At 54.4% G+C, this 23719-nt stretch carries 17 protein-coding genes; 7 read left to right on the top strand and 10 right to left on the bottom strand.

Features of this window, described 5'->3' with window-relative positions; all coding sequences use genetic code 11:
- Positions 1–21: 21 nt before the first annotated feature.
- Positions 22–1410, bottom strand: coding sequence for an AAA family ATPase (locus tag AC2FLA_RS19635; protein ID WP_496724547.1), 1389 nt, complete (start codon positions 1408–1410; stop codon positions 22–24).
- Between the two features lie 422 nt (positions 1411–1832).
- On the opposite strand from AC2FLA_RS19635, the gene AC2FLA_RS19630 reads away from it, so the two are divergent.
- Together AC2FLA_RS19630 and AC2FLA_RS19625 are read left to right on the top strand one after the other, a co-directional pair.
- Positions 1833–2852, top strand: coding sequence for a replication initiator protein A (locus AC2FLA_RS19630; RefSeq protein WP_496724545.1), 1020 nt, complete (start codon positions 1833–1835; stop codon positions 2850–2852).
- A 292-nt stretch (positions 2853–3144) separates the two neighbouring features.
- Complete coding sequence (locus AC2FLA_RS19625) at positions 3145–4200, top strand: tyrosine-type recombinase/integrase (RefSeq protein WP_496724543.1); 1056 nt, start codon at positions 3145–3147, stop codon at positions 4198–4200.
- Positions 4201–4268: 68 nt separating this feature from the next.
- Here AC2FLA_RS19625 and AC2FLA_RS19620 read toward each other — a convergent pair whose 3' ends face one another.
- Positions 4269–5375, bottom strand: coding sequence for a ParB/RepB/Spo0J family partition protein (locus tag AC2FLA_RS19620; protein WP_496724541.1), 1107 nt, complete (start codon positions 5373–5375; stop codon positions 4269–4271).
- The gene (locus AC2FLA_RS19615) at positions 5372–6679 is read right to left on the bottom strand and encodes an AAA family ATPase (RefSeq protein WP_496724539.1); all 1308 of its coding nucleotides are present in this window, start codon (positions 6677–6679) and stop codon (positions 5372–5374) included. Before AC2FLA_RS19615 ends, AC2FLA_RS19620 begins: the two co-directional genes overlap by 4 nt.
- 462 nt (positions 6680–7141) lie before the next feature.
- Between AC2FLA_RS19615 and AC2FLA_RS19610 the strand changes: the two genes are divergently transcribed.
- Positions 7142–7828, top strand: coding sequence for a DnaA N-terminal domain-containing protein (locus AC2FLA_RS19610; RefSeq protein WP_496724537.1), 687 nt, complete (start codon positions 7142–7144; stop codon positions 7826–7828).
- A 325-nt stretch (positions 7829–8153) separates the two neighbouring features.
- On the opposite strand, the gene AC2FLA_RS19605 is transcribed toward AC2FLA_RS19610, so the two are convergent.
- The 3 genes from AC2FLA_RS19605 to AC2FLA_RS19595 form a co-directional block, all read right to left on the bottom strand.
- Positions 8154–8987 (bottom strand): CpsD/CapB family tyrosine-protein kinase, encoded by an 834-nt coding sequence (locus AC2FLA_RS19605; protein ID WP_496724535.1) that lies wholly within the window; start codon positions 8985–8987, stop codon positions 8154–8156.
- A gap of 41 nt (positions 8988–9028) precedes the next feature.
- A complete protein-coding gene (locus tag AC2FLA_RS19600; RefSeq protein ID WP_496724533.1) occupies positions 9029–10504 on the bottom strand; it encodes a GumC family protein in 1476 nt (491 codons plus the stop codon).
- Positions 10505–10607: 103 nt separating this feature from the next.
- On the bottom strand, positions 10608–11522 hold the full coding sequence (locus AC2FLA_RS19595) for an ExeA family protein (RefSeq protein ID WP_496724531.1): 915 nt from the start codon (positions 11520–11522) through the stop codon (positions 10608–10610).
- A 588-nt stretch (positions 11523–12110) separates the two neighbouring features.
- Between AC2FLA_RS19595 and AC2FLA_RS19590 the strand changes: the two genes are divergently transcribed.
- Positions 12111–13007 (top strand): glycosyltransferase family 2 protein, encoded by an 897-nt coding sequence (locus AC2FLA_RS19590; RefSeq protein ID WP_496724529.1) that lies wholly within the window; start codon positions 12111–12113, stop codon positions 13005–13007.
- Positions 13008–13020: 13 nt separating this feature from the next.
- Here AC2FLA_RS19590 and AC2FLA_RS19585 read toward each other — a convergent pair whose 3' ends face one another.
- The 3 genes from AC2FLA_RS19585 to AC2FLA_RS19575 form a co-directional block, all read right to left on the bottom strand.
- Positions 13021–14340: a polysaccharide pyruvyl transferase family protein gene (locus tag AC2FLA_RS19585; RefSeq protein WP_496724527.1), complete on the bottom strand. Its 1320-nt coding sequence runs from the start codon at positions 14338–14340 to the stop codon at positions 13021–13023.
- A gap of 5 nt (positions 14341–14345) precedes the next feature.
- Complete coding sequence (locus AC2FLA_RS19580) at positions 14346–15290, bottom strand: glycosyltransferase family 2 protein (RefSeq protein WP_496724525.1); 945 nt, start codon at positions 15288–15290, stop codon at positions 14346–14348.
- Positions 15291–15364: 74 nt separating this feature from the next.
- A complete protein-coding gene (locus tag AC2FLA_RS19575) occupies positions 15365–16537 on the bottom strand; it encodes a glycosyltransferase (protein WP_496724523.1) in 1173 nt (390 codons plus the stop codon).
- Positions 16538–17609: 1072 nt separating this feature from the next.
- On the opposite strand from AC2FLA_RS19575, the gene AC2FLA_RS19570 reads away from it, so the two are divergent.
- Positions 17610–19376, top strand: a complete 1767-nt coding sequence (locus tag AC2FLA_RS19570) for a hypothetical protein (protein ID WP_496724521.1) — start codon at positions 17610–17612, stop codon at positions 19374–19376.
- Positions 19373–20059: a CatB-related O-acetyltransferase gene (locus AC2FLA_RS19565; protein ID WP_496724519.1), complete on the top strand. Its 687-nt coding sequence runs from the start codon at positions 19373–19375 to the stop codon at positions 20057–20059. Before AC2FLA_RS19570 ends, AC2FLA_RS19565 begins: the two co-directional genes overlap by 4 nt.
- A 2-nt stretch (positions 20060–20061) precedes the next feature.
- Here AC2FLA_RS19565 and AC2FLA_RS19560 read toward each other — a convergent pair whose 3' ends face one another.
- Positions 20062–20958, bottom strand: a complete 897-nt coding sequence (locus AC2FLA_RS19560; protein WP_496724517.1) for a glycosyltransferase family 2 protein — start codon at positions 20956–20958, stop codon at positions 20062–20064.
- A 340-nt stretch (positions 20959–21298) separates the two neighbouring features.
- On the opposite strand from AC2FLA_RS19560, the gene AC2FLA_RS19555 reads away from it, so the two are divergent.
- Positions 21299–22834, top strand: a complete 1536-nt coding sequence (locus AC2FLA_RS19555; RefSeq protein WP_496724515.1) for an oligosaccharide flippase family protein — start codon at positions 21299–21301, stop codon at positions 22832–22834.
- The last annotated feature ends 885 nt before the right edge of the window (positions 22835–23719 follow it).

Below are 23719 nucleotides of genomic sequence, written 5' to 3'. Positions count from 1 at the left end.
GTCAGTGCGCGTCACGAGACGCTATTCCGCGGCCTCTTGCGCAGCCAATTCGCCGCGCCTCCAGACACCCAGCAACAACCGTTTGAAAGCCGCATAGGTGGCGTCAAAGGTTTCGCGGCCGCGGGCATAGGTTTCTCGGTTGAAATCGCGATAATCGGCTTCGTAGATTCCATTCACCTGTTCGCTTGCCTGACCGATCAGCGCGGTGAAATCCTGCCTGTGCGGTGACAGCGTCTTGCCTAAATAAGCCTGCATCAGAGCCGATAACTCGCCTTGCTGCGCCCCGTCATAACGTGTGATTACTGCGCGAACAGCATCCCATTCAAATGCCATTTCGGGCCGCCCCAGGGCTCGGGCAGCAACATTTTCACCCTCTTCGATACTGGCAAAGGTGGAATGCAGCATGTCAAAGAACCGGCCCGTCGAGTCAAACTCCAGAAACGAGGCCCCAAGCGGCACTAGCAAAATATCAGCAGCGGCCAGCCCGTTGATGGTCAGGTATCCAAGCGCGGGCGGCGTATCGATGAAGACCAGGTCATAGTCATCGAGCACGCCATCAGCTTCAAGCCGGTCGGTCAGTGCATCCCACAACTTCCAGCCCCGCGCCTGCATTCTCCAGACGGGAATCTGGAACTCGGCCCAGTAGAGGTTCAGCTGTGCCCCAATAAGATCGATGTTTGACCAGTGGGTGCTCTGTATGACATCCCGCGCTGTCATTTCCATGGCTGCACCCAACGCATCGTCCAGCGGTTGAGGCGCGTCGCCCCGGTCCAGACGGCGTTGGTTCTCGATCCGCAGATATTCTCCGTAATGACGGGCCAGCAACGGAAAGGCGGTTTGCCATTCATCCTCAACCTGACCGCCAAAGATAGAAGTCATTGACCCCTGGCTGTCTAGATCAATCACCAGCACCTTGTACCCGTCAAGGGCGGCGGACATCGCCAAATGAGCTGCTGTGGAAGTCTTGCCGACACCACCTTTGAAGTTGGCCACAGCCACCATCTTGGCGGGCTGTCCAGCAGGACGGTAGGACAGGTAGTTTTTGGCCTTCGATCCTTGAGCTCCAAAAAAGGCGCGTAGCCGTAGTACCTCATCCAGTGTGAACCATTTGGCTCCGCCTTCGGTCTCGGACTGGCCCTGTGGCAGATCAGGATTTTGTTTCAACACGCGGCGGAAATGAGCCTGGGCTACAGGGATCAGATAGCGGGTGATTTCCCAGGTGGAAAACAAGCGCAGCGATTTGCTCCCGGTTTCATTCAAACCCCGGCTGGCCAAATCCGCGCGACCGCGGGTGCAGGCTTCGGCAATGTCAGAAAAGTCTTGCGAACCTGTGGGTAAATCCAGATCGGTAAGTGCTGCATCGGGATCTATGTTGAAATAAGGAGGAAGGGGAGTGCCGACCTTTGCCATGATGAAAACCGCTCGATGTGCTGTGTTTTTCTCATGATAGCCAAAAAGGCAGCACATGGAACAAAAAGAAGCACAAAGACGGTTTTTCTCAGCAAAATAAGGGAATCGTGATGCGGATTTAGCGCAATTCCGGAAGGCTTGGGTTTTTTTTGATCTGTTAGATTCGTGTTATTTATTGTTACCTGATATCGATTTTCCAATATTTTCCTTTTAAAAAAATAGGTTGCGTTACTTTTGACGGGTATTACCGACTCTGAAACCACGATGAAACGACTCTGAAACCCCGGTTGGGTGACTCTGAACCCCCGTTGTGCGAGCCTGTGGATAACTCTAGGGTGGGTGTCACTGAAACCACGAAAAAATGAGTTCGGTATTAGGTGTCAGCAAGACCCCGAAAACGAGGGCGGCAGGAAGACAAGGTCATGGGCAGGTCAGTTACAGATACGTCGGGGAGGCTTCTTCCGGACCGCAGACAGCAGGGTGACTTTTTCGTCTGCGATGTGTTCGATGCGATCCCCAAAGATGACCTAGCCAGTATGGAGCATCCGCTGTTCTCGCTGGCGACCCGGCCGGATCGCCGTATCCTGAATTACGTGCACAATGGAGTGGAAATCACCGTGACGCCGTCGGTGAAAGGGCTGGCGACGATTCATGACAAAGATATCCTGATCTTTTGTATCAGCCAGCTGATGGCGGCGATCAATGCGGGTCGTCAGGTCAGCCGTACGTTGCAGCTCAAGGCGCATGACCTGCTGGCGGCGACCAATCGGGAAACCAGCGGCGACTCCTACCGACGGCTGCGTGAAGCCTTTGAGCGGCTGGCGGGCACCCGTATCACCACCAATATTGTCACCGGCGAAGAAGAGACCACCACCGGGTTCGGCTTGATCGAAAGCTGGGAGATTGTGCGCAAGACGCGCGGGGGACGTATGGTCAACGTGGCGGTGACGCTGTCCGATTGGCTGTACCGGGCGGTGCTGTCGAAAAGCGTCCTCACGCTTTCCCGCGACTACTTTCGGCTGCGTAAGCCGCTAGAGCGGCGGATCTATGAATTGACGCGCAAACACTGCGGACGCCAGCCCGGCTGGACGGTGTCGGTGGATACTCTGCTCAAGAAATCCGGTTCAGCTTCGCCGCGCCGGGTGTTCCGCAAGATGCTGCGCGACATGATCGAAGCCGATCACCTGCCCGATTACGAAATGCGGGAAGAGCCAGGGGATCTGATCCGGTTCACCCCGCGCAGCGGTTTGATTGAACCGGACCGCCCTCCTCCGATCCTGAGACCGGAGACACTGGAGGAGGCACGGCGCTTGATGCCAGGAGCCGATGTTTATGCGCTTGAGGCGGATTGGCGTGGGGTCTGGGCGCGCTCGGGCGCGCCGCGGCTGAGAAAGCCGGACGCGGCTTTCCTCGGCTGGGTGCGCAAACGGATTGGAGGATGAGTGTTCAGCTTTCGCGCGATGCCGTGTCCTACTGCGCCAACAGGCAATATACCGAGACCGGATGTCCACTTGTTCTCTGATGCAGGGTCGACCCTGCATAGGTTCTGATCGTGTGGCTGTGTGTGGTGCCTGGGCTTTCTTGCTTTTTACAAGCGTTTTCGGTTTGTGACCCTTATTATCTCCCGATTTTGCACATTAGGTAGATGGAGGGTGAACTTTACAATCACATCCGATAAGTATCCCTTATCACATATGATTGAATTCTGACCTGAATTGGCGCAGGATACACTTCATGAAGCCCCCTGCCCCCTATCTTCCCGGCCCCACCCCGTCCCTGTCGCACGCAGATCAGGAGGCGCTGACGGATCTCTATATCCGCGGCACGCCGAACAATACGCTTAGGGCGTATGAGCGCGATCTGCTCTACATCACCGCCTGGAAGGCTGCGCGCTTCGGGTCGGCGCTAGACTGGCCCGAAACGGAAGCGGCGGCGCTGGCTTTCATTCTCGACCACGCCCGCGACCTGAGCGACGCACCAGAAGACGACATCGCGCGTGTAACCACCGAAGCTCTGATCGCACAAGGGCTACGCAGATCGCTGGCCTGCCCTGCCTCGTCCACCTTGGACCGGCGCATTGCCTCCTGGCTGGTCTTCCACCGGATGAAGAACCTCGCCGCGCCCTTTGATGCGCCGCAAGTGAAACAAGCCCGTGCCAAGGCCCGCCGCGCCGCCGCCCGGCCCCCTGCCCCAAAGTCGCAGCATCCGATTACTCGTGACATCCTCGAACAGCTGCTGGCCACCTGTCGCGGTTCCCGCCGCGATTGCCGCGACCGCGCCATCCTGATGCTGGGTTGGGCCAGCGGTGGTCGGCGCCGGTCGGAACTGACCGGGCTGATGCGCGAGGATGTATCGCTCAAGGAATTTGAGGAAAAAGATCGTGTTTGGATCTCATTGCTGGAAACCAAGACGACCCAGAAGGGCGAAACGCCGCGATTGGTGCTGAAATCCCGCGCAGCGCAGGCTTTGGTGCATTGGATCGATGTGGGTAGGATCAACGACGGCCCTTTGTTCCGCCCTGTTTCCAAAGCCGACCGGGTTCTGAAACGACGCCTCAGCCCGGATGCGATCTATCAGATTGTTCGGCACCGCCTGAAACTGGCCGGGCTGCCAGAAGATTTTGCCTCGCCGCACGGGTTGCGTTCGGGGTTCCTGACGCAAGCCGCGCTAGATGGCGCCCCAATCCAGGCGGCCATGCGATTGTCCCTGCACCGCTCCATGGTCCAGGCGCAGAAGTACTATGACGATGTGGACATTGCAGAGAACCCGGCAACGGACCTGTTGGGGTGAGGTCTGCAGAATAGAATGCCGGGCAGAAGGCCCGGCGTTCCCTTCCCACAAAGCTACAAACCAGAACCTTACCCGTGGGTAAGATCACCGTCCTCCAGCAATTCGTCGATCAAGGTTGCAATAGCTTGTTCAAGCTTTGCACGGTCCACGCGTGTGAAATCCAGGTCATAACGCAACTCGATCCGGCCGCTGGAAGCCGAACATTTGGTTACCCCTGCCCGGCCCGAAACCTGAAAAGTAGTTTTTGCACGGCGGGTTTTCCCGCTCGCTGATGGCGCCGGTTTCTCGGCCGTGCTGCGCTCGGTCTCGATAAAGGTTCGCAATATCGCAACTTCACGTGGGCCGTCCCGATCCGGTTCAGTCAATACGGCGGTGCTGACCTGGCGGATCAACCCCGGGTTGGCGTCCAGCTTGCGCTTCAGTTCGACCCCCAGATTGCGCGGAATTTCGTTGGGATGCATCAGCACCTTGTCCAACATCATGAGCAAGCTGGCAAAGGACCGGATGTAACTGCGCTTGGTATAACTTGCAGACTTGAACAGGATCGCAACAGCCTTATCCACGTCGGGGCATTCGTTGGCAGGATCTTCGGCATAGGCTCGCGCCAATGCGCCCATCTCGGCGAAAGAGATATCTTTGCGGATCAGGTTCTCATCAACCATGCGCCGATAGCTGTCATTTATGTCGCTTGCATTTGAGATACCGGCAGGGATTTTGGCGTAGATGTCCTCACCCGTTTCCTCGTGCAGCGCTCGATAGGCCGACAACCGGCGCATACCCTGGATCAGATCAAAGCGTCCATCCGTCCGGCGTTCAAGACGGATTGGGTTCGACAATCCAATGTCGCGGATAGAATCCTTCAATTCGTCCAGTTCCGCGTCTGGGCCAACCTTGCGATCCCGGGTGAGCTTTCCGGTGACGACATCCGACAGGACGACGTGTTCCGTCACCAACCCTTCGGACCGCAGCCGTACCAATTCATGCGCCAAACGGTCGTTTTCAGAGCGAATGGTTTCTTCGGTCGATTGTTGATTACGCAGGGCATCCGCATTCTCGGATATTGCCGCGGCCATTGGCCCGCGCCGCTTCTCCAGAACTTTGTCCGGAACCTTGCCAACCGGAATATCCTCCATGGCTGGCATATCGATGTCAAACATTCTGCGTTTGCGGCTCATGTGTCATCCTCCAGCTTATCCCAGGCCGCCAGCATCGTGCCTCGGAACTCTTCATAGACATTATCGAAAGTCGAGCGTGCGCGACGCCAAGTTTCCCGCGTCATCTCGCGATAATCCATCTCGTAGACCGAACTCAGGAAACGACCGGATTGTTCGACAGCACGCGTCATCTCGACCGGATGCTCTGCGACGTGGTCACCGAACACTTTCCTGAAAGCATCAAACATGGCGAGGTGCAGGGCGTTGCCGGGCTCATAGCGGGTCAACAGGAACCGAAGTTCGCAGAAAGTTTTGGGAAGGCCAATCTTACCCGTGGGTAAGGTTTTGTCGAACCCATAAGCCAGATCCTCCAGCGCCTCGGCTAGCTGACCGATGAAAGAGGTAGTCGAGTCATATTCCCAATATCCGGGGCCAGACGGGATATAGAGCATGTCCGCCGCGAACACTGCGTTCATCGACTGGTAGCCAATCGCCGGGGGACAGTCGAACAGGATCAGGTCATAGGCATCATCTGGGATCTGATCCAAATATCGCGACACCGCTGCAAAAAAGGACCACTCGGGGTTCAGATGCCGGTACTGAGCCGAAGCGAACTCTACGAAGGCCGCGTTGGCGCAGGAAGGGATCGCATCGATGCTGGACCAGGATGTCTGCTTGATGAAATCCGCGATGCGCAGATCGCCCAGACCCATGCCGGTGACCGATGGCGGCAGCTCGCGGCGGGGCAGGGCGGTGCCGGACTCGGCAGCAACGGGGCGATTGTTCATGCGTTCGGTTTCGCGGATCAGGTCCCGCGCCATGATGCCCCAAACGGTAAAATCTTCAGTCACGTCTGTCAGACCCATGGAATGACTCAACGTGGCCTGCGGGTCAAAATCCACGACCAGCACGCGATAACCATCGAGCGCCGCTGCATGCGCAAGGTGGAGCGCAACGGTGGATTTTCCGGCACCACCCTTAAAGTTGGCTACCGCTGCCCGAATGGCGCGTTTATCGGCAGGGCGGGGCGGCATCAGGGACTTCCGATTTACCTTGAGCCGTCGACGCAGTTCATTCACCTCTTCCAGGCTGAACCAGCGCTGACGACCATCGGGTTCTACCTCGCCACTGGGCAGAGTAGGGTCCGCCGCAAGCTTGCCGCGAAAGGTCGACTGGTTGACGCGAAAGATCAGCTCGGAGACTTCCCAACTTGAAAAGCGGCGTAAGGTTTTCTCCATTTCCGGGCTGAACGTTTGCTGGCGGATCCATCCCTGTAATTTGAGGGACTGGTTCCGCAGAGTATTTAGGTCTTCGTGCGTGTACATGCCTCGAGTCTCGTTTCTTAGGACGCTATTTTTAGATAATTGTATATTTACGCTTAAATTGCACTTTGTGCAAAAGAAAATATGATACCCGTATGATCTTACCCACGGGTAAGAAAGCAGGGAAAAACAGCGCCGGAATCGATTCGGAGCAACGGAACAAAAGCACCCCCCCTAACATTGACCCTCGCCCAATACTTAGGGGGGCATGAGGCTGGAAATACCCCTATATAGGGGGGCAAAAGAGATCAATAGGGGGCCATTATGGATGTCCCCCATCACCAATACTTCACCAGTTTTCTTTTGAATTTTGATACGGGCCTGACCGCAAAACGATCTCGTCGCAGACTCCGCTTGACACAATCGATCATTTGGACGTTAATTGTGCCACGATAGCGAAAAGCGTTGGGTGAACAGCGTAAGACTGGCGGCATAGCTCCGCACGAGGCAGGCAGAGCGGTGAGAATGGAAATGCAGGTTGCGAAACCGGTTGGACGAAATGCGCCGGCTTTCAAGTATGATATTCTGTCTGCATTGGCCGTATACGCCTTGTCAGGCGACAAGCACAGACAGCGCAGCATTCTGCGCGTCGTTGCCCTAATCACCACTCGGTATAACTGGCGCAACAATGAGCTGTCGATCGGACGGGAAGAAATAGCCCGGCTCTGGTCTGTGAATGAGCGCACGGTCAAACGCGAGATGGCAAAGCTTCGCGCGATGGGATGGATCGCCGTCAAACGCCCGGCCGTGCGGGGGCGCGTTGCAGTCTATGAGCTGGATCTGAAGCAGCTGATGATCGACACGTCGGATATCTGGCCCACAATCGGATCCGATTTCCTGTCGCGGATGTCGGTTGAACCGGAAGCGACAACCAATGTCGTCCCTTTCAAAGCCAAGGATTTTTCGCCTGATGCGGATAGTGACGTCTGGAGTCGGGTTCAGGCAGTCCTGCATGGGCGCGATCCGGAGTTGTGGAGCAGTTGGTTCCAACATCTGACTGAAGCTGATAGGGCAGGGGGGACAGTGACCCTGGTCGCGCCATCACGTTTCATGGCTGATTACATTGATCAGAACTGGTCGGGACGATTGCTGGCAGCATATAGCCGCGTAGACCCGGCGATCAGAGTCCTCCGTATTGAGGCAGGCAGTTAGAGTCGCTTCCTTGGGTTATTCTATGAGGTCTCTGCTGTTTCTGAGGAACAGCAATGTAGCAACCGCGATAGCCGAACCATGCCCTGTTTTTTTTCTATAACGCCCAAATATGTACATTCGATTCAGTTGGGCCTTGGGTAGGTTCAAGACGTGTTTTGCAGGTTGGTGCGCGCTACCTTGATTGACTGTATGTGAGTGATGACGGTCGCCAAGAGGAAACCTTGATGCACCCGATGCGTCTTCACAGGGCTGAATATCAGACACGTCGCTGATCCGTTCCGAACGATGAAATTTGCTTCCAACAAAATTTCAGCGGGTTCCGAGACTAATATCCATATCCATATCCATACCCATACGCGCCCTCTGTATAATGGGCCTTGTTCAGAACGACACCCATCACATTCGTTAACTCCGACAATTGGCGCTCGGCCACATCAATCTGGTCGATCGTGGTGCGTTCGGCTTCGATCAGCAACAGGGCGCAATCCACATTCCCCAGGAAGCCGAAATTGTCATCCACCTCCATCAGCGGGGGCATGTCGAACAGCATAAGGTCCGGTTCGAACCCGGCCTGGAGTGAATCCAGCACCTCTCTGGCTTTCGTGCTTTGCAGGACTTCGGCGGCATTTCGAACAGTGCTGCCGTTTAACCCCAGTGCCACGTTTTCGCCAAGCCGCTGAGCATGCTTGGAAAACGGGACGTCCCCCCGCAGCACATCGGCCATCGTGTGCTGGCAGTGCTGGTCAAGAATTTTACGCAACCCACTGCGACGCAGGTCAAGATCCAGAACGATCGTGCGCAGATCGGACTGCCGTCCGAAGCTAAAGGCGAGGTTGGCTGCTGCGGTACTCTTGCCGCAAGCACTGTGTGGTGAAACCAGCGCGACCCTTTTCCACTCCCGGCTTCTGGCCTGTTGCAGAATACGGGTGCGCAGCATGTCGAACGGCCCCGCTGCGGGTCCGTCGGCGCTGGCGACAAGTCGGTTGCGGCTAAGGGCAGACTCGGGCACGTCGATCTGCGTCAGATCTTTCCAACGTTCCCTCAGGCTCTCATCCGTCGGCTTGACAGGTTTTACTACCGGTTCGGCAGCAGGCCGGGGGTTACCGGCTTTCTGCCGCTGCGACCGTGCCTTTTCTATGGCAACCTGCAGTTTCTCCATCGACCGCTATCCTTCCCGATCAAAGCTATTCAGGCGGCGGTTCACCAGCGCGTCCCGATTTTTTCCATAACCCTCTCGGCCACCAGATCCAGAGGCTGATAATAGGTGTGTATCGCATATACCCCCGCCGACACGCTAACGAGTATGATTGTCAGCCGCGCCAGTTTGAACCCCCGTCGCCGCCAAATTTCCCCCGGTGTTGAGATGTATGGAATGGTCGCCAGAGGCGTGATGTCCAGGCGCGCGACCAGATCCTCCGGCCGCCGGACAGATCGGTTCAGCATTTCCAGCAGCACAACCAGACAGAGTCCCGCGAGAATACCCAGAAAGCATCCGCCGGCAGCGATCACAGTTCGGTTGGGCTTGGACGGCCGGTTCGGCACAGCTGGTGGTTCGATTACGGATACGCGCTGGCCCTGTGCCGTCACTTCGATCCGTTCGCCGGTACTGGCCCGGGAAAGCCGGTCAACGGCCAGATTGTACTGTTGTTGCAGGTTGTCCCGGTCCTGGGTCAGTTCTTCGATCTGGATCGATGTGGCGGGTGTCCGGTTGATCGTGTCGGTCACTTTTTCCAGCCGGGCCTGTGTCGCGGATTGTTGTCCTCTGAGCACATCAATACGGGTTGCGATCTCGGCCAGCTGTATATCAAGCAGGGCGTTGCCCGTGGTATCCTCGTCGTCCTCAGGACGGGGCTGTACCGTCTTTTCCATCTCGGCAATGCGCGCTTTGAGCACCTTCACACGCGGGTTCTGTTCGGAATAGATGATCAGCGCTTCGCCGAGCTGGCGGCGGAGCTCTTCAAGTTCCCGGCTTTCCGGAGACTGCTGCGTCCTTTCGAACCCGTTCACGCGCCCGGTGGATTCGAAAATCAGGATCAGGTTCTGGCGCTGATCCTCAAGGCCCGCGATTTCGCGTTCGAGCATCGCCTGACGTTCCTGCAGCAGCGTTTGCTGGCTGAGCTTGTAATCGAGGCTTTCCGGCAGTGCATCGGAGTTTTCGGTCTTGAAGGCTAGCAGGCGGGCATTGCGCCTGGCCAATTCCTCACTCAGGCGCGCCACTTCCTGTTCAAAAAATTCAAGCGTTTGCGCTGCGCGCGCGGTGCGGGACCGGACGTCTTCCTGCTGGATCAGATTCAGGTATTCATTGAGCACCCCTGCCGCGACCGCGCCTGATCGCGCCTCGAAACTGATTTGCATCAGCGGCACCGGCGCCCTGTGGTTGCTTGCACGCACTGTGGTGCGCGCCCGCATCGCCGAGACGATCCGGTCCGGCAACATTTCAGAGATATCCGGGAATACCCTTTGCCGGTTGGCGATATCGATCAGGTTGGCCCGGGTCAGCAGCCTTTGTTCAAGAAGCTCAAGTTGCTGTTGCGCCGGGGTGCGCACCGTCGATGCGGCCAGATCGTCTGGAATTCGGGGCGCTTCGACGATCAGTTTCATCTCTGACACATAGGCTGGCGGCAGAGAGAAAGCGACGATGATCGACGCCGCGCTGATCACGGTTGCGACAAGCATGAAATACGGCAGCCGCCGCGAAAAGATCGACCAGTAAAACCGTAAGTCCACGTTCAGTTATCCCGTTTTCCGTCGAACTGAGCCCGATTGTAATCCAACACTGTCACCCCGCCTTTTCCTTTGGCAGGATTCGCTCTTCCTGATTTAGCGTCAGAACCTGAAGTTTTTTTTTCTCGCCGCCATCCGGCGTAGAAAGCGCTCCGAAGAACACGTCATCGTCCAGAACGTTTTGCACAATTCTCTCTGACACAGTCATGCTATCGTCGCTCCAGGCATATAGCAGGCCAAATTCGCAAAGCTGGTTGACGAGGCGCGGAATGCCCGCAGTAGTCTCATACACGATGGCACAAGCCCCGGGCGTGAATTCCTCACCAGTGCCGCCAGCGACCTGCAACCGGTGTGCGATGTAGTCGGTAACGGTTTTCCGGTCCATGCCAGGTAGGTGAAAGCTGGCTGCCACCCTCTGGGCCAGTTGGCGCATGTTTGGATCCAGAACCATGTCCCGCAACTCGGGCTGCCCGACCAGAATCAACTGCACCAGTTCGTCTTTGTTAGAGTTGATATTGGTCAGCATCCGCAGTTCTTCGAGGCCTTCGCGGGACAGGTTCTGTGCCTCGTCGAAAATCAGCGCCACCCGTCGACCGGCGGCGTATTCTGCAATCAGGAAATCCAGCAGAGTCTGGAAAAGCTGCACATAGGGAACCCGCGGATTGACCGGGACATCCAGCGCATTCAGAACCCATTGCAGCATTTCGCCACGCCCGCGATGCGCGTTCGAGATCAGGCCAGTGGTGATATTATCATCCATCTGGCTAAGAAGTTTCTGGATCAGGGTCGTTTTACCTGATCCGATCTCGCCGGTGATCAGAGTGATGGGAGCCCGGGACAGGATACCAAACTCCAGCACCATGAAGGCGCGTTTGTGAACCTTTGACCAGAACAAGAAGCCTGGATCCGGCAGCAGCGTGAACGGCCGCTCGGTTAGCCCGAAATGCTCGACATAGAGATCATTGCTCATGCGAACGACAACTTTCAAAAAACATCAACACTCGACACAACAAAACAAACCCGGAAACGGCTATGGAACAAAGCAACCGAGCTCATAATACGATTCAATCAGATCACGATTGTAGCGGTCACAACTCTCCCCGCCTACCCCTTGGGGCGAAACTCTTGCAGCGACCGTCACACCAACTGGTCAGTCTTTTGATCAATGTAAGGGTTCATCACCCTTTTTCCAGACTTCCCGACAGGAACGATTGATCAATCAAAGGCATCAAAATTGACGTTTCGTATGGAACTGTATCCATATTCAGAACAAATCTGATGGTGACCTGACTTTCGAATCGTTATCGTACATATGCAATTACCGACGGATCAATCGTAAGGTCCGTTACTTCTTTCCCAGGCAAGTGCAGGCTCTCTGACTGGACTCTTTCTGAATTAGCCATTTCACTCTACCACGGACAAACCGGGATTCTGATTTCTTATTCGCGGGGAAATGGCAAATACGGATGTATCATAGGGTTGGGGCAGATCAGTTCACGCCTTTCTGGATTGCGCGGCGTCGGGTACCCTTTCATCAAATTCTTTTCGAGATTGCTTTATGCTGATTTCCGTCATCATTCCGCACTACAACCAACCCGAGCATTTGCGCACCTGCCTGGACGTGCTCCATCGGCAAAAGAACCATGGTTCGGATGTAGAGATCCTCGTCGTGGACAACGGGTCAGCGCAGAGCCCGCAGGATATCTGCAACGCCTACCCGGAAGTACGGCTTTTGTTTCAGGGGATACTTGGCCCCGGGCCCGGCCGTAACCTTGGCGCAGAACAGGCGCGCGGAGATATTCTGGCGTTCATCGACGCGGATTGTCATGCCCATGAAAACTGGCTTTTTGTGATCGAGGCGGCGTTCCGGAATCCTGACACGCAAATCATTGGCGGCGATGTCCAGGTGCAATATGCCATCCCCGGGCACCCCACCTTTCTGGAGCCGTATGAGCGCGTCTACGGTTATCGTAATCGCAAATATATTGCTGAAGGATATTCCGGCACCGGCAATCTCGCCATGCGTGCGGAGGTGTTCGAAAAGGTTGGCCCCTTCGCGGGTCTGGAGGTTGCGGAAGATCGGGATTGGGGCTTTCGGGCAAAATCCCTCGGCTATACCACAATTTATATTGGAGACATGATTGTCCATCACCCCGCCCACAAGTCCTTTGTGGAACTGGCCCGAAAATGGGACAGGCATATCAGTCACGACTACTCGGACTATTACATGAAACCTTTCGGCAGGTTGCGCTGGCTGGCCCGGGCCATCGCCGTTGCCGGCTCGCCAGCAGGAGAAATCGGAACGGTGCTGACGTCCAAACGCCTGCGGGGAACCCGGGAACGGGGTCTGGCTTTGGTGTGCCTGGTTAGAATTAGGCTCTATCGCGCACGCAGAATGCTACAGATGGCTTTCACGCCACGCTCCATGCACGCCGAAGGTGACTGGAGCCGGTAACGATCACCGGCTATCAGAGCGTCCTGGCGGATGTGCTTTTCTGGTTTTTGATATAGCTGAAAATCCGGTCCATCTGACTCTGGGCCTGGCTTTTGACGCCCGGCAAATGCTCGGCCAGGGTCTTTGCCGCATTGACCCTGTGTTCCCAGGCCTCCCAGAGACCATCAACACATTGCTCAAGCGTTTCGCTGCGCGGGTCGACCACATGCCGACCCTGCCCACAGGTTTCAAAGACACCCAGAGTTTTCTTGCTGTATGCGATGGCGGCTGTCGGCACTCCGGATGATAGCCCCGCGATTGTCGAATGCATGCGGGTGCCGCAGAAGAAGTCGAGCTGGGAGATTACCCATTTCATCTCCATGGCATCGTAACGTTCATCCAGAACAAGCAGCCGCTCCTCGTTGTTCAGCGCCCGGGCGGCATTCCAGCAGGCTTCGGGATCGGTATCGTGATTGTTCTTGGCGGCCAGGACGTGTGGGATCAGCACGATATTCGCTTCGGTCTGTTCGAGATACCGGGACAGAGTCTGGTGAATGATATCGCGATAATCGCTTATGAAACCGAACTGCCGGGAACCTTCCTCCCCCCGGTTGTGGATCAGGCCGCTGACATTGATGCCAATAAGCGGGCGCGGTCTTTCCGGCTTCATCCACTCCACCAGCTTGTCTGGCATGGTTTCGGGTTTGCTGCGCGGCAGGGCAAAGGCAACGTCGACCCCGGTGTCATGCCGCGCGGGATCGAAATCGGAACCCAGCAGGTCCTTCAGCGTTTCAAAGCTCCGCTCGTCGCGCGCCCAGGCCATGCCACATGCGCGCACGATGTCACTGGCGATGTGCCGCGCCGGGGGCGCGCTGAACGGGCCGTAGGTCTGAGGCAGAAGGATCAATGGTGTGTTCTGGTGCAGGGCGAGTTGTTTGGTCTGCGTTATGGCGTCAAACCTTTTTTGGCCGTAGATGTCTGCGAAACTGTCGCCCCCGCTGATGTCGAGAACGGCGTCGGCCTGTGCGATTGCCTGCACGCCAGGATTTCCCAGCCCGCCAAGTGCCGCGCTCATGCGCATGTTGAACAGGCTGTCCCGACGGTAATAGCGGCGGGACAGATTGGCACCGATGCGAGTGAAGTGGAAAGGCTTTCCATCAAAGTGAAGGGTGGCGACACGCGATCCGGCGCCATAGTCGAAAACCGTCACCTGTGCGTTCGGATGACGGGTTGCAATCGCGTGCATCACTGAAAGAAACAGGGCTGAAACACCAAGGTTTGCCGTATCCGGAGAGGCCCCAAAAAGGCAAAGCCTGATGGGCCTGGATGAAGTGTTAGCTGCAAAATCCTGCATTTTGATCAATATCCCTGTAGCCAAGTACGTCGCCGTGCCCAGACATCGTGCCAGACGTTAAAAGAATCCGCAGACCTCTGATCCCGCCGGATGATCCTCTTGAGGCTGAACCCCAAGAGCCGAACTATGACCAGCGTCCTGAAAACCAGCCGAAAAACAAGGGCGTGGAACGAATTCGAATGAATTTTGGAAAAGGCGACTTTCGCGCGCAAAAGGCGCTCCATCTTGTCGGCGCGGACCCTTTCGGATCGCCCCCCATAGTGAATGATTTCGGCATTCGGGGTCACAATGGGTCTGGCCCCTGCCTGACGGGCCCGACAACAAAGATCCGCGTCTTCGCCATACATGATAAAGGTAGTGTCGAAGCCATTCAGCTTTTCCCACAGATCCCTGCGGATCAACAGAAAGCTACCGGAAACGGTTTCAACCTCTCGAATATCGGCCCTGTCCCATCCACCATAGCCGTCATAGTTAAACAGCCCGTTGTCAGGAAACATCTTCAGCAAACCCAAGGCCCACATAAGCTGTCCCCAGATTGTCATCTGCCGCCAGCACGACGTCGTGTTCAGGCTGAGATCGGGATAAAACTGACGACCACCCCAGATTCCGTTATCGGGATATACCGTTGCAAAGTCGACCAGCCGGTCAACAGCCCCCCCCAGCGTGACTGTGTCAGGGTTCAGAAGCAACAGGAAGTCACCTTTCGCGTCAGCGGCTGCCAGATTGTTGGCCTTTCCAAAGCCAAGATTCTGTTCTGACGCAATCAATCTTATATTCGGAAATTCGGCACGGATCGCGGCGGCTGATCCGTCTTTGGATGCATTATCGACCACGATTAATTCATACGGGACGTCTCGGGTCTCTTTTACGACCGAACGAAGCGCCTCCAGTGTTTCATCCTTGGTATTGAAACTAATGACCAGGATAGAAACCTTGACCGTTTCACTCATACTCTCACCTGCTATACCGTTCATATTTCGCGCGGTTTTATCGTTATTGTGTGTCATACCGGCAACCGTGCGTATCAATACGCCTCACCTGCAACTGTAACCTGATCGTCATCAAAAATCCTCTGCAGCGCTTCCGCATATGCTTCAGAAACGCTTCCGGCATTGAAACGGCGAAAGAAGCCTTCGGCCTGATATCTTGCCAGCTCGGTTTTCATATGCTGCTCATTTCCGGTCAGCCGAAGCAGACCCGATTCAATGCTCTGAACCGATTTGGGGTCGCAACGAACCCCGATATCCATGTCGTCAAAGAACCCGTCCACCCCCCGTTCTTCGGAGTAGAGAATTGGCAATCCCGCTGTCAGCGCTTCGATGTAAACCATGCCGAAAGTTTCGCGTAGTGTGGGCAGAACAAACCCCGAATACGTGTTCAGCCGTGCCTGAATTTCAGTATGAGGTATGGCCCCGAGCAGCCGAACCTGATCCTCCAGATTATGTTTTTCGATCTGCTTTTGAATGGCCCGGCTATGATGCTCATCGCCCCCACCGATGATATCGAGTTGCACCAGAGTTCCGGCAGCCCTTAGTCCCGATATCGCGGAGAGGAGGTTGGGGATTCCTTTGAGGCGCCACCCGGCCAGGTGAAACGCGGTAACCAACCGACCGTTCCCCGGTTGTGGCGAAAGCAATTCGGTACTCTGGCTGATGGTGGGCAAAAGCTGCCTGGGCGCCCGGTCCGCCCCAAGGGTCCGGTCCACATAGCGTTCGATCCAGGGCGTCACAGGAAGCAACAGCGCGGCCCCCCCGACCAGTTGTCGATAGGTTTCGCGCTTTTGCAGTTTCAGACGGAGGTACTTTTGATCCGTGTTCCCACGAATTGTGCAAATGTAAGGGATTTGTCCCAATGCTCTCGACACGCGTTGCGCCACCAGGCCTTCAATCGAAAGCTTGTGCGCATGCAACAAATGGACCTCTTCATTTGTTTCGCGAAGATCATTGACGATCCAATCCGCCACTCCGGACAGAAACGTTTCCAGAAATATACTCAGGGGCGGTGCCTTGTAACAAATTGTGGCGACACCGTTCTGACGACCAATCAGTTGCAAGCCGCCAAGACCGGATTTTCGGTTAATCGAGTAAACGAGATGACGAAAACCATTTGTGTTTTCCAGCAGATTTCTGATCGCCAGGGTTTTCCTCTCATTGTACAGATCGGGATAGTCGGCGGTGATATGCAGGATGGTCTTCACTACTCCTTCCCTCGTGTCCGAACGTTTCCGGGTATACGAACAAGGCGGGTTTTCAGTTTGGCAATATAACTGGTCACTTTAAAAAATCCTGAGTTTGAAAACCGCGCCCAGTATCTAGGTCATCAAAGTTCCGTCAAGATGGAAGCAATGCGCTGATCTTCGTTCAGGATCAATCCAAAGAGTGTCAGGTGTATCTTCCTGAAGGCGTCCGGTTTCCTGATCCGGGTTTTGAGCAGACTTTCAGAGCGGGCGTGACCGATGAAATGTTTCCAAACGGGATTTAAATAATGGGTTTCTTCCAGAATATACGTCAAATTATTAAACAATCGGGGCAATAGATCAGCGGTCGAATCGTCCCCGGGCATCCCATACATCAGAGCACCGGTACCAGTTGTGGCGCCCTCATCGGAGTCGCCACGCTGCCTGCAAAAAACTAACCCTGAAAACCCGCAGAACAGGTGTGTTTACCCGTAGCAATGCCATAAACGCGTCAAGATACATTGGCAGAGGCTTGTGACGCAGAACTTTGATGGCCGATCGCGAAACCCCAGACCCGAACTGCCTTGTCTGACCGTTATACTGATCTTGGCATACGCATCACAGAGACCATAGAATAACTCTGTCCGGGGAAAGCGGCACTGCAGCCATTATTAGGTTTGTGCAATAAAGCCAGACTACGGTAAGAATTCATATTATTGGTATTAGGACATAAAGAGTGGATACATCCAAAGCACGCCGCAGCGCAAAGCCGTACCATATTAGGTCACTTGATGATCTTGGTGATATGGGCGCAGTTCAGCCCAAGGCACCCTCGCTACTTTCGCTAGATGTTTTTGATACAGTTTTAACCCGGGCGTGCGGTCGTCCACATGATCTGTTCATCTGGCTGGGTCGCCGTCTGGCGACTAAAGGAATGATAAACTGTTCTCCTGAGTTATTCGCGCAGGTCCGGGCGAATGCCGAGCAGGCCGTATGGCGGCGCGAAGGCGGTTTGGATTCCAAAGCCGGGCTCCGGGATTTTTATGTCGAAGTCGCACGTCGACTTCATCTGGATGAACAGCTGGTCCCGCAATTGGCAGAGGCCGAACTTTCGCTGGAAGCTGAGATGTTGCGCGCTGTCCCTGCGGCCCAGCGATTGCTTGACCGTTGCCAGGCACAGGGACTTCCTGTGGTGTACACTTCGGACACGTATTTTCCTGCCACCTTTATTGAAGACAGACTAAATTCGGCCGGGCTCTGGTTTTCCGACAGCCGTTGCCTGGTGTCATCTGAACACGCTGAATCAAAAGCTTCCGGCCGACTTTTTGAGCGCCTTACGTCAGAAAACAATTCACCGGGCCAAATTCTGCATATGGGCGATCACCCCCACTCGGATGTCGCTGTTCCGTTGAGGAGGGGGATTGAGACGCGCTGGTGTACCAGCGGGCGTTTGAACAAGTATGAAGAAATACTCGCCGACGCCGCTACGACCACTGCGGGCTTTGCATCTTCTTTGGCTGGCGCAAGCCGGATGACCCGTTTGGCAACGACGGCAACAGATGACAGAGAGGCCGCAATCCGCGATGTAGCGGCTGGTGTTGCAGCCCCGGCCTTGCTGGGGTACGTGCTCTGGATCCTGAAAAGAGCTCAGGAACTTTCGCTGGAACGCCTCGTGTTTCTTGCCCGAGACGGTCAGATTTTAGCTGAACTGGCCCGCACTTTGGTGTCGCGGTTACAGCTGCCAATTGAAATCGGCTATCTGTATGTCAGCCGGAAATCTACCAATCTGGCGGCGACATTCAGTGCCGACGAGGAAGAGACAGGCTGGATTTTCCGGGATGTCCCAAGTTTATCTATAGCTAAATTCCTTGCCAGATTTGATCTTCAGTGGGATGACGTCGCGCAGTTTCTGGATGAACCCGAAGATGTGGATGTAACGCATTCTGCCTCGCAAATTTCAGAAGCCTTACGCGCCCAACTAACTGAAGGGCCACTGCGCGAGTTGATTTTGGAGCGTGCATCCCGGCGGCGCGAAATCGTAACCGATTACTTCAGGCAGGAAGGCCTTCTGGATGATGTTTCTCAAGGGATAATTGATTTCGGAGGTGTGGGCAGCCAGGTTCGCGCTGTACATGCCCTGATAAAAAATGCCGGTGGCCGGGCGCCGCGTATCTTTCTGATTGGGCTGGATAACCCGAAGGACGCGGGCTTGCCCATGCCAGCTCAAGAGCCCGAGTGGGTCGCTGATACGGATTGCTATCTCTATGATCACCGCCGAAATCAGGGCATCAAGCGATCCCGGGGATTTGGAACCTGTGTCCAGATGTTCTGTGCAGCTGACCATGGCACTGTAACCGGTTATCGCCGAGAAGATGGTGCTGTGGTGCCCGATCTCTCCGTCCGCGTTAACAAGCCTATGATTGAATGGGGGCTGAACCTTTACAACACAACGCTGTCTACGTTTTCCGAGCATCTGGTGCTGGATAGTGATCTGGTTGACCCCTATGCGGATGTGCGTGATGTGACCTGCGATTTGATTACAGCGCTCTGGACACAGCCGGATCAGAATGAGGCGGCGGCTTGGGGCAGCTTCCCATTCGAGGGAGCCCAGGCTTCTGACGAAACATCCAAATCCCTAGTGCATCGCTACACGGTGCTGTCAATTTGTAATGAAATGATTGCAGGAAAGTTTCCAAACCTGGGATGGCAACATTGGTACGAAGGTTCGCTGGCGATAAGCGGGCCAGCAATCAGAAAGGGTCTGAAGCTTGCAGAATCTGCTTATCGTAACTCAGAAAAAAAATCTGGCGCTGTACATACCGCTCTGGTGGCCGGAATCCGTAAGTTATCTGGCCGATGAGTAGTCGACTGACCCGCGTGCTCGAAAACCTGATGCCTCACGGTGTCCGGCGTGCTCTGTTGCGCCAGCGCCTGAAAAAGCGGCATGGCCTGCGCTCATTGGGTCCGGAGTTCGATTATTGGATTGCTGACAACAACACGTTCGAGACCGGTTGCCGACTGGGCGGTCCGGCATATGTTTCCGGTTCCAGTTTCGGGGCCTTCAGCTATGTCGAGGTTGGATGCCGGGTCAGCCTGACGGATATCGGGCGCTTTTGCTCAATCGGGCCATTTTCGACGATAGGTCTGGCTGATCACCCAGATCATTTTGTCTCGACGCATCCGTATTTCTATCGCTCCTTGCCCCATATAGGCTACGATCTGGTGACTGAGGACGCGCATCAGGACATCACCAAAACAACGCTTGGACATGATGTGTGGATTGGACACGGCGTTATTGTGAAGGGGGGCGTGAACATTGGGCACGGGGCTATTATTGGTGCCGGTTCGGTTGTTACCCGCGATGTTCCGCCATACGCAGTAGTTGCGGGTGTCCCGGCCCGGATACTGAGATATCGGTTCGATGAGCCAACGATCGATGCTCTGCTTGCGTCACGATGGTGGGATCGCGACCTCGAGTGGCTAAAGAACAATGCAGATAAGTTAAGAGATGTAAAAGCGTTCTTGGCTGCTTTGGAGCAATAAAATCAGGGTGCCAGTGTGGACCGCCTTATTTGGCGCCTCCACTTTCCTGCCGCGACCCGAAGTTTTCTCTCGGCCATTGCGGGAAGGATGACGCTGGCACAGGCCAGCTTGGTGGTTGTGGGCACATCCGCGACGAAAACGGAACGGTAATACTCCAGCATAAGTTTAAGCCGTGGCGAAAGAACGGACTTGCGGTCACTGTTTCCACGGAACCATTTCTCGACATCGGCAAGTGTCGGATTGGCCTCATGCCGCGACCCCTCGGAATGTTTGCGTCGCAGCAAAAGCCTTTCATCCAGCCTGCTGAAACGACCCAACATGGCAAGCTCAATCATCAGGACATAATCGGAGGCCACAAAGGGACCAATCAGACGAGTCCGTCTGAGATGCTCACTTCGGATCACTCCAAAGGTCGCATTGGCCAGGCTTATATATCGCAACGTGTGTACGACGCGTGCGGCCGCGAATTTACTGCTTGGCCGCAGCGTGTCACCGTTGGCGTATGGATCAGGAATAATGGCTTCTCCATCTGAGTCGATGGTGGTTGCGGTCGTGTAAGCCAGAACAGTGTCTTTCCCGGCCTTGTCGAGAGCATCAACACATTTTTCAAGGAACGTTGGCAGGCAGGCATCATCATGTGCTGCCCATTTGAACAGCTTGCCCCGGGCCAGTTCGAATGTTCGGTTGTAGTTGGCCGCCGCGCCCTGATTGGTCGCCTGCCGCTCATAGCGAATTCTGATGTCTTTGGCGGCGTATTCTTCGCAAATCCCCTGTGTTTTGTCCGTCGAAGCATTATCGGAAATTATGATTTCGAAATCTTCGAATGTCTGCGCAAGCAAGCTGTCCAGAGCAACCCGCAAATACTTTTCGCCATTGTAAACAGGGATTCCGATACTCAATCTTGGACTAGGCCGTGTTCCGGTCACAGTAATATTCCATGCAATAAATGAGACCCTGATTTAATCGAAACCAGAGTGCTCAAAACATGTAATCACCCTTTTGATTTGTAAAGGGTGTAGCAGCAATGTGCCTACCCGGTGGGCTTGGGGCAGGCACCATGCGTTGCCGCCGCCCGCGCCTGACGCGTGTGGTGCGATCCCTTCAGTAGAGTTGTTTGGCTTAGGTTCAGGGATTCGGGCGCTTCATCAAACGCACTTTACAAAGCTGAGATTGTGGATCAGGTAAATGGCATGGATTTGAAGTCAGATTTTGCAGTAGTAACCAAATCGAGCATTCTGTGTGGCTGAACACAAGAACATCGTTATTTCGAAAAAGCTGGTCGCTATCAACTCGGCAAGTTCGGTCCTTGCCAAGGCACTCAATGTTACCGTCCTTCTGTGGATGTATCAATATCTTCTGCACCGCATAACGGCCGAAGAATTTGCGATCCTTCCGATCGTTACATCCCTGATGGTGTTTGCACCGCTTTTCTTTTCTTTTTTTACCGGAGGCATAAGTCGCTATGTGGTTGAAGCATATGCAAAAGGGGATTTTGCGCGCATACCTGTCCTGATTAGTTCCATATTTCCTCCGCTTGTTGTTGTCGGCGCTATTTTTCTGCTTGGTGGGGCAGCGTTCGCCCTGAATATAGAAAAGTTTCTGAACATCGCACCCGGCATGGTGAGTTCAGCGCAGTCAATGTTGCTTTTATTGGTGGCAAGCTTCACGTTGCAAATGTTAGCTTTGCCCTTCCTTTCCGGTTTTCATGTTCGACAGCGGTTTATTGAATTAAATCTTTTCGGCATCGCCCGTGATTTAATCCGTATGGGGCTTCTTCTGTTTTTCCTATTGTATTTTGGGCCTCAGGTTATCTGGGTCGTAATAGCTACTGTAATTTCTGATGTGATTTACTCCATCGCGTTAGTCATTCGCGCAAGATTTCTGGTCCCGGAACTACGTCTTCAGCGCGGTAAGTTTCGCTGGAACCAGGCCAAAGAGCTGACGAGTTTTGGTCTTTGGACCACAATTGGTCGTTTGGGCGGAATAATGTACACAAACGCAGCGACCATATTGCTGAATATTTATGGCACGGCTGTAGATGTGACCTGCTACCATATTGGGGCGACGTTTTACCGGCAAATCGACAGTACGGTAGGGCTTGCCGCTCAAACGCTGCAGCCGGCCCTGACGGCAATGTATGCCTTGGATGACAAGCGGAGGCTGGCTGAGACTGTACTTCGTGGCGGGCGATATGCGTCATGGATAACGCTTTTGGTTGCGACACCTCTGGTGATCTACTCGGACAGCTTCGTTCACCTTTATCTGGGTGAAGAGTATTCGCAGGCTTCCATGGTTATTATCCTGTTTATGATTATCTATCCCTTTACGTCGCCAATGGCCTTACTTCCCTTGACAGCAATAGCAACAAAACAGGTAAAGGCTTTCTTTTCGGCCGCATTCATCTTTCAGTTTTTCGGGTTGATCCTGATGATTTATTTCCTGAGCTCTACCGAATTGGGCGCAGTTGGAGCAACCTTGTCGCTGACAATTATCACCATTCTTGCTCAGATCCTATTCTTTTGGATTCTTTGCCTGAAGATTATTGACAGATCTTTTGCCGATTTGTTCCGGTGTGTTTTGGTTCCCGGTTACTCCCCGGCGGTAGCCGCCAGTATTGTCTGGATTGCCCTGGACCTAAACAAACAGCCGGAAAGCTGGCATATGTTGATAGCCTATTCCGTTTCCGGTGCATTGGTTTACGTTGCGGTTTTATTTGGGTTTTGTTTGAATAAAGGTGAGCGTGCAGATTTGAAGAAAATTTTGGTAAAATCATAAATTGCGCCAGAAAAATATGGCATCTTTATTCGATAGTATCATGTTACCGTAACTCGGTTGACCATAGTTTAAGCCCACCGAAGTTTGTTGCACTAAAGCAGGTAGACTATGGGAATGAAACGCTGGGATGAATTCCTGGTAAAGCTGCTCGCGCCACCACATCTTGGGCCAGACCGAGCATGGTCTCATTGTAGTTACCGACTTTCACAAAGGTAGTGCACAAGTTGAACATGCCGTTCTCTGGCTGTCACAGGCGGCATGTAACCCGGTGCCCCCCCTCTTATGGCCCTACCCGCGCAGACAGGTGCATCGCGCCATTGTATACTGCTACGACTAAACAGGATAATGCTGCACGATGGACAACGGTGGACTCTGAACCTGAATTGCGACTGTCGGATTGCAGCGACTTCCCAGATTAAGGCCTCAAACCCTTGTCTTTGTTTCCATATATATAACAGTAATCACTTTGGGGTGTGGCCTTCGACAATTTTGGTGACCCTCTCAGGATAGTATGATAGGATTCTTCATGAGAAATGATGGTGTTTTTCGCAAAGAGTAATGCGTCGAAGTTTCCCGCTCTTTGTGTTTGGTTGTCGGTGTTTGGTTTTTTGAGGGCTACGTTGAAATCCCGTTTTAGAATGTAAAATACACTGGGGCTTTCCTGTGTATTTTTTGTTATTTTTTAGGGTTTTAAGTCATTTTTATCTGAGCATTTTGTGTTGGAGCATGGTGGTGAGTTATAGCCGAGATTGTTCGGCGGGGGGCCGTATTGAGCATTTCTGACGATTTTTCTTCTGGTTCAATTGACCCGGCCTGGAACATTGCTGGTCCGCAGGGGACTTCTGTGGGGCTTGGGGTGGCTGGTTCAGATGCTTATCTGGAACT

It is taken from the genome of Ruegeria sp. CDSA033, assembly GCF_059612305.1.
Note: the sequence above shows the minus strand (reverse complement) of the source record. Positions and strands in the feature narration are given on the sequence as shown.

Coding starts and splice junctions, on each gene's coding strand:
- AC2FLA_RS19585 (WP_496724527.1), bottom strand. CDS start 14,340: ATGCAGGATTTTGCAGCTAACACTTCATCCAGGCCCATCAGGCTTTGC.
- AC2FLA_RS19605 (WP_496724535.1), bottom strand. CDS start 8,987: ATGGAGAAACTGCAGGTTGCCATAGAAAAGGCACGGTCGCAGCGGCAG.
- AC2FLA_RS19625 (WP_496724543.1), top strand. CDS start 3,145: ATGAAGCCCCCTGCCCCCTATCTTCCCGGCCCCACCCCGTCCCTGTCG.
- AC2FLA_RS19620 (WP_496724541.1), bottom strand. CDS start 5,375: ATGAGCCGCAAACGCAGAATGTTTGACATCGATATGCCAGCCATGGAG.
- AC2FLA_RS19590 (WP_496724529.1), top strand. CDS start 12,111: ATGCTGATTTCCGTCATCATTCCGCACTACAACCAACCCGAGCATTTG.
- AC2FLA_RS19610 (WP_496724537.1), top strand. CDS start 7,142: ATGGAAATGCAGGTTGCGAAACCGGTTGGACGAAATGCGCCGGCTTTC.
- AC2FLA_RS19615 (WP_496724539.1), bottom strand. CDS start 6,679: ATGTACACGCACGAAGACCTAAATACTCTGCGGAACCAGTCCCTCAAA.
- AC2FLA_RS19635 (WP_496724547.1), bottom strand. CDS start 1,410: ATGGCAAAGGTCGGCACTCCCCTTCCTCCTTATTTCAACATAGATCCC.
- AC2FLA_RS19580 (WP_496724525.1), bottom strand. CDS start 15,290: ATGAGTGAAACGGTCAAGGTTTCTATCCTGGTCATTAGTTTCAATACC.
- AC2FLA_RS19630 (WP_496724545.1), top strand. CDS start 1,833: ATGGGCAGGTCAGTTACAGATACGTCGGGGAGGCTTCTTCCGGACCGC.
- AC2FLA_RS19600 (WP_496724533.1), bottom strand. CDS start 10,504: ATGCTTGTCGCAACCGTGATCAGCGCGGCGTCGATCATCGTCGCTTTC.
- AC2FLA_RS19565 (WP_496724519.1), top strand. CDS start 19,373: ATGAGTAGTCGACTGACCCGCGTGCTCGAAAACCTGATGCCTCACGGT.
- AC2FLA_RS19595 (WP_496724531.1), bottom strand. CDS start 11,522: ATGAGCAATGATCTCTATGTCGAGCATTTCGGGCTAACCGAGCGGCCG.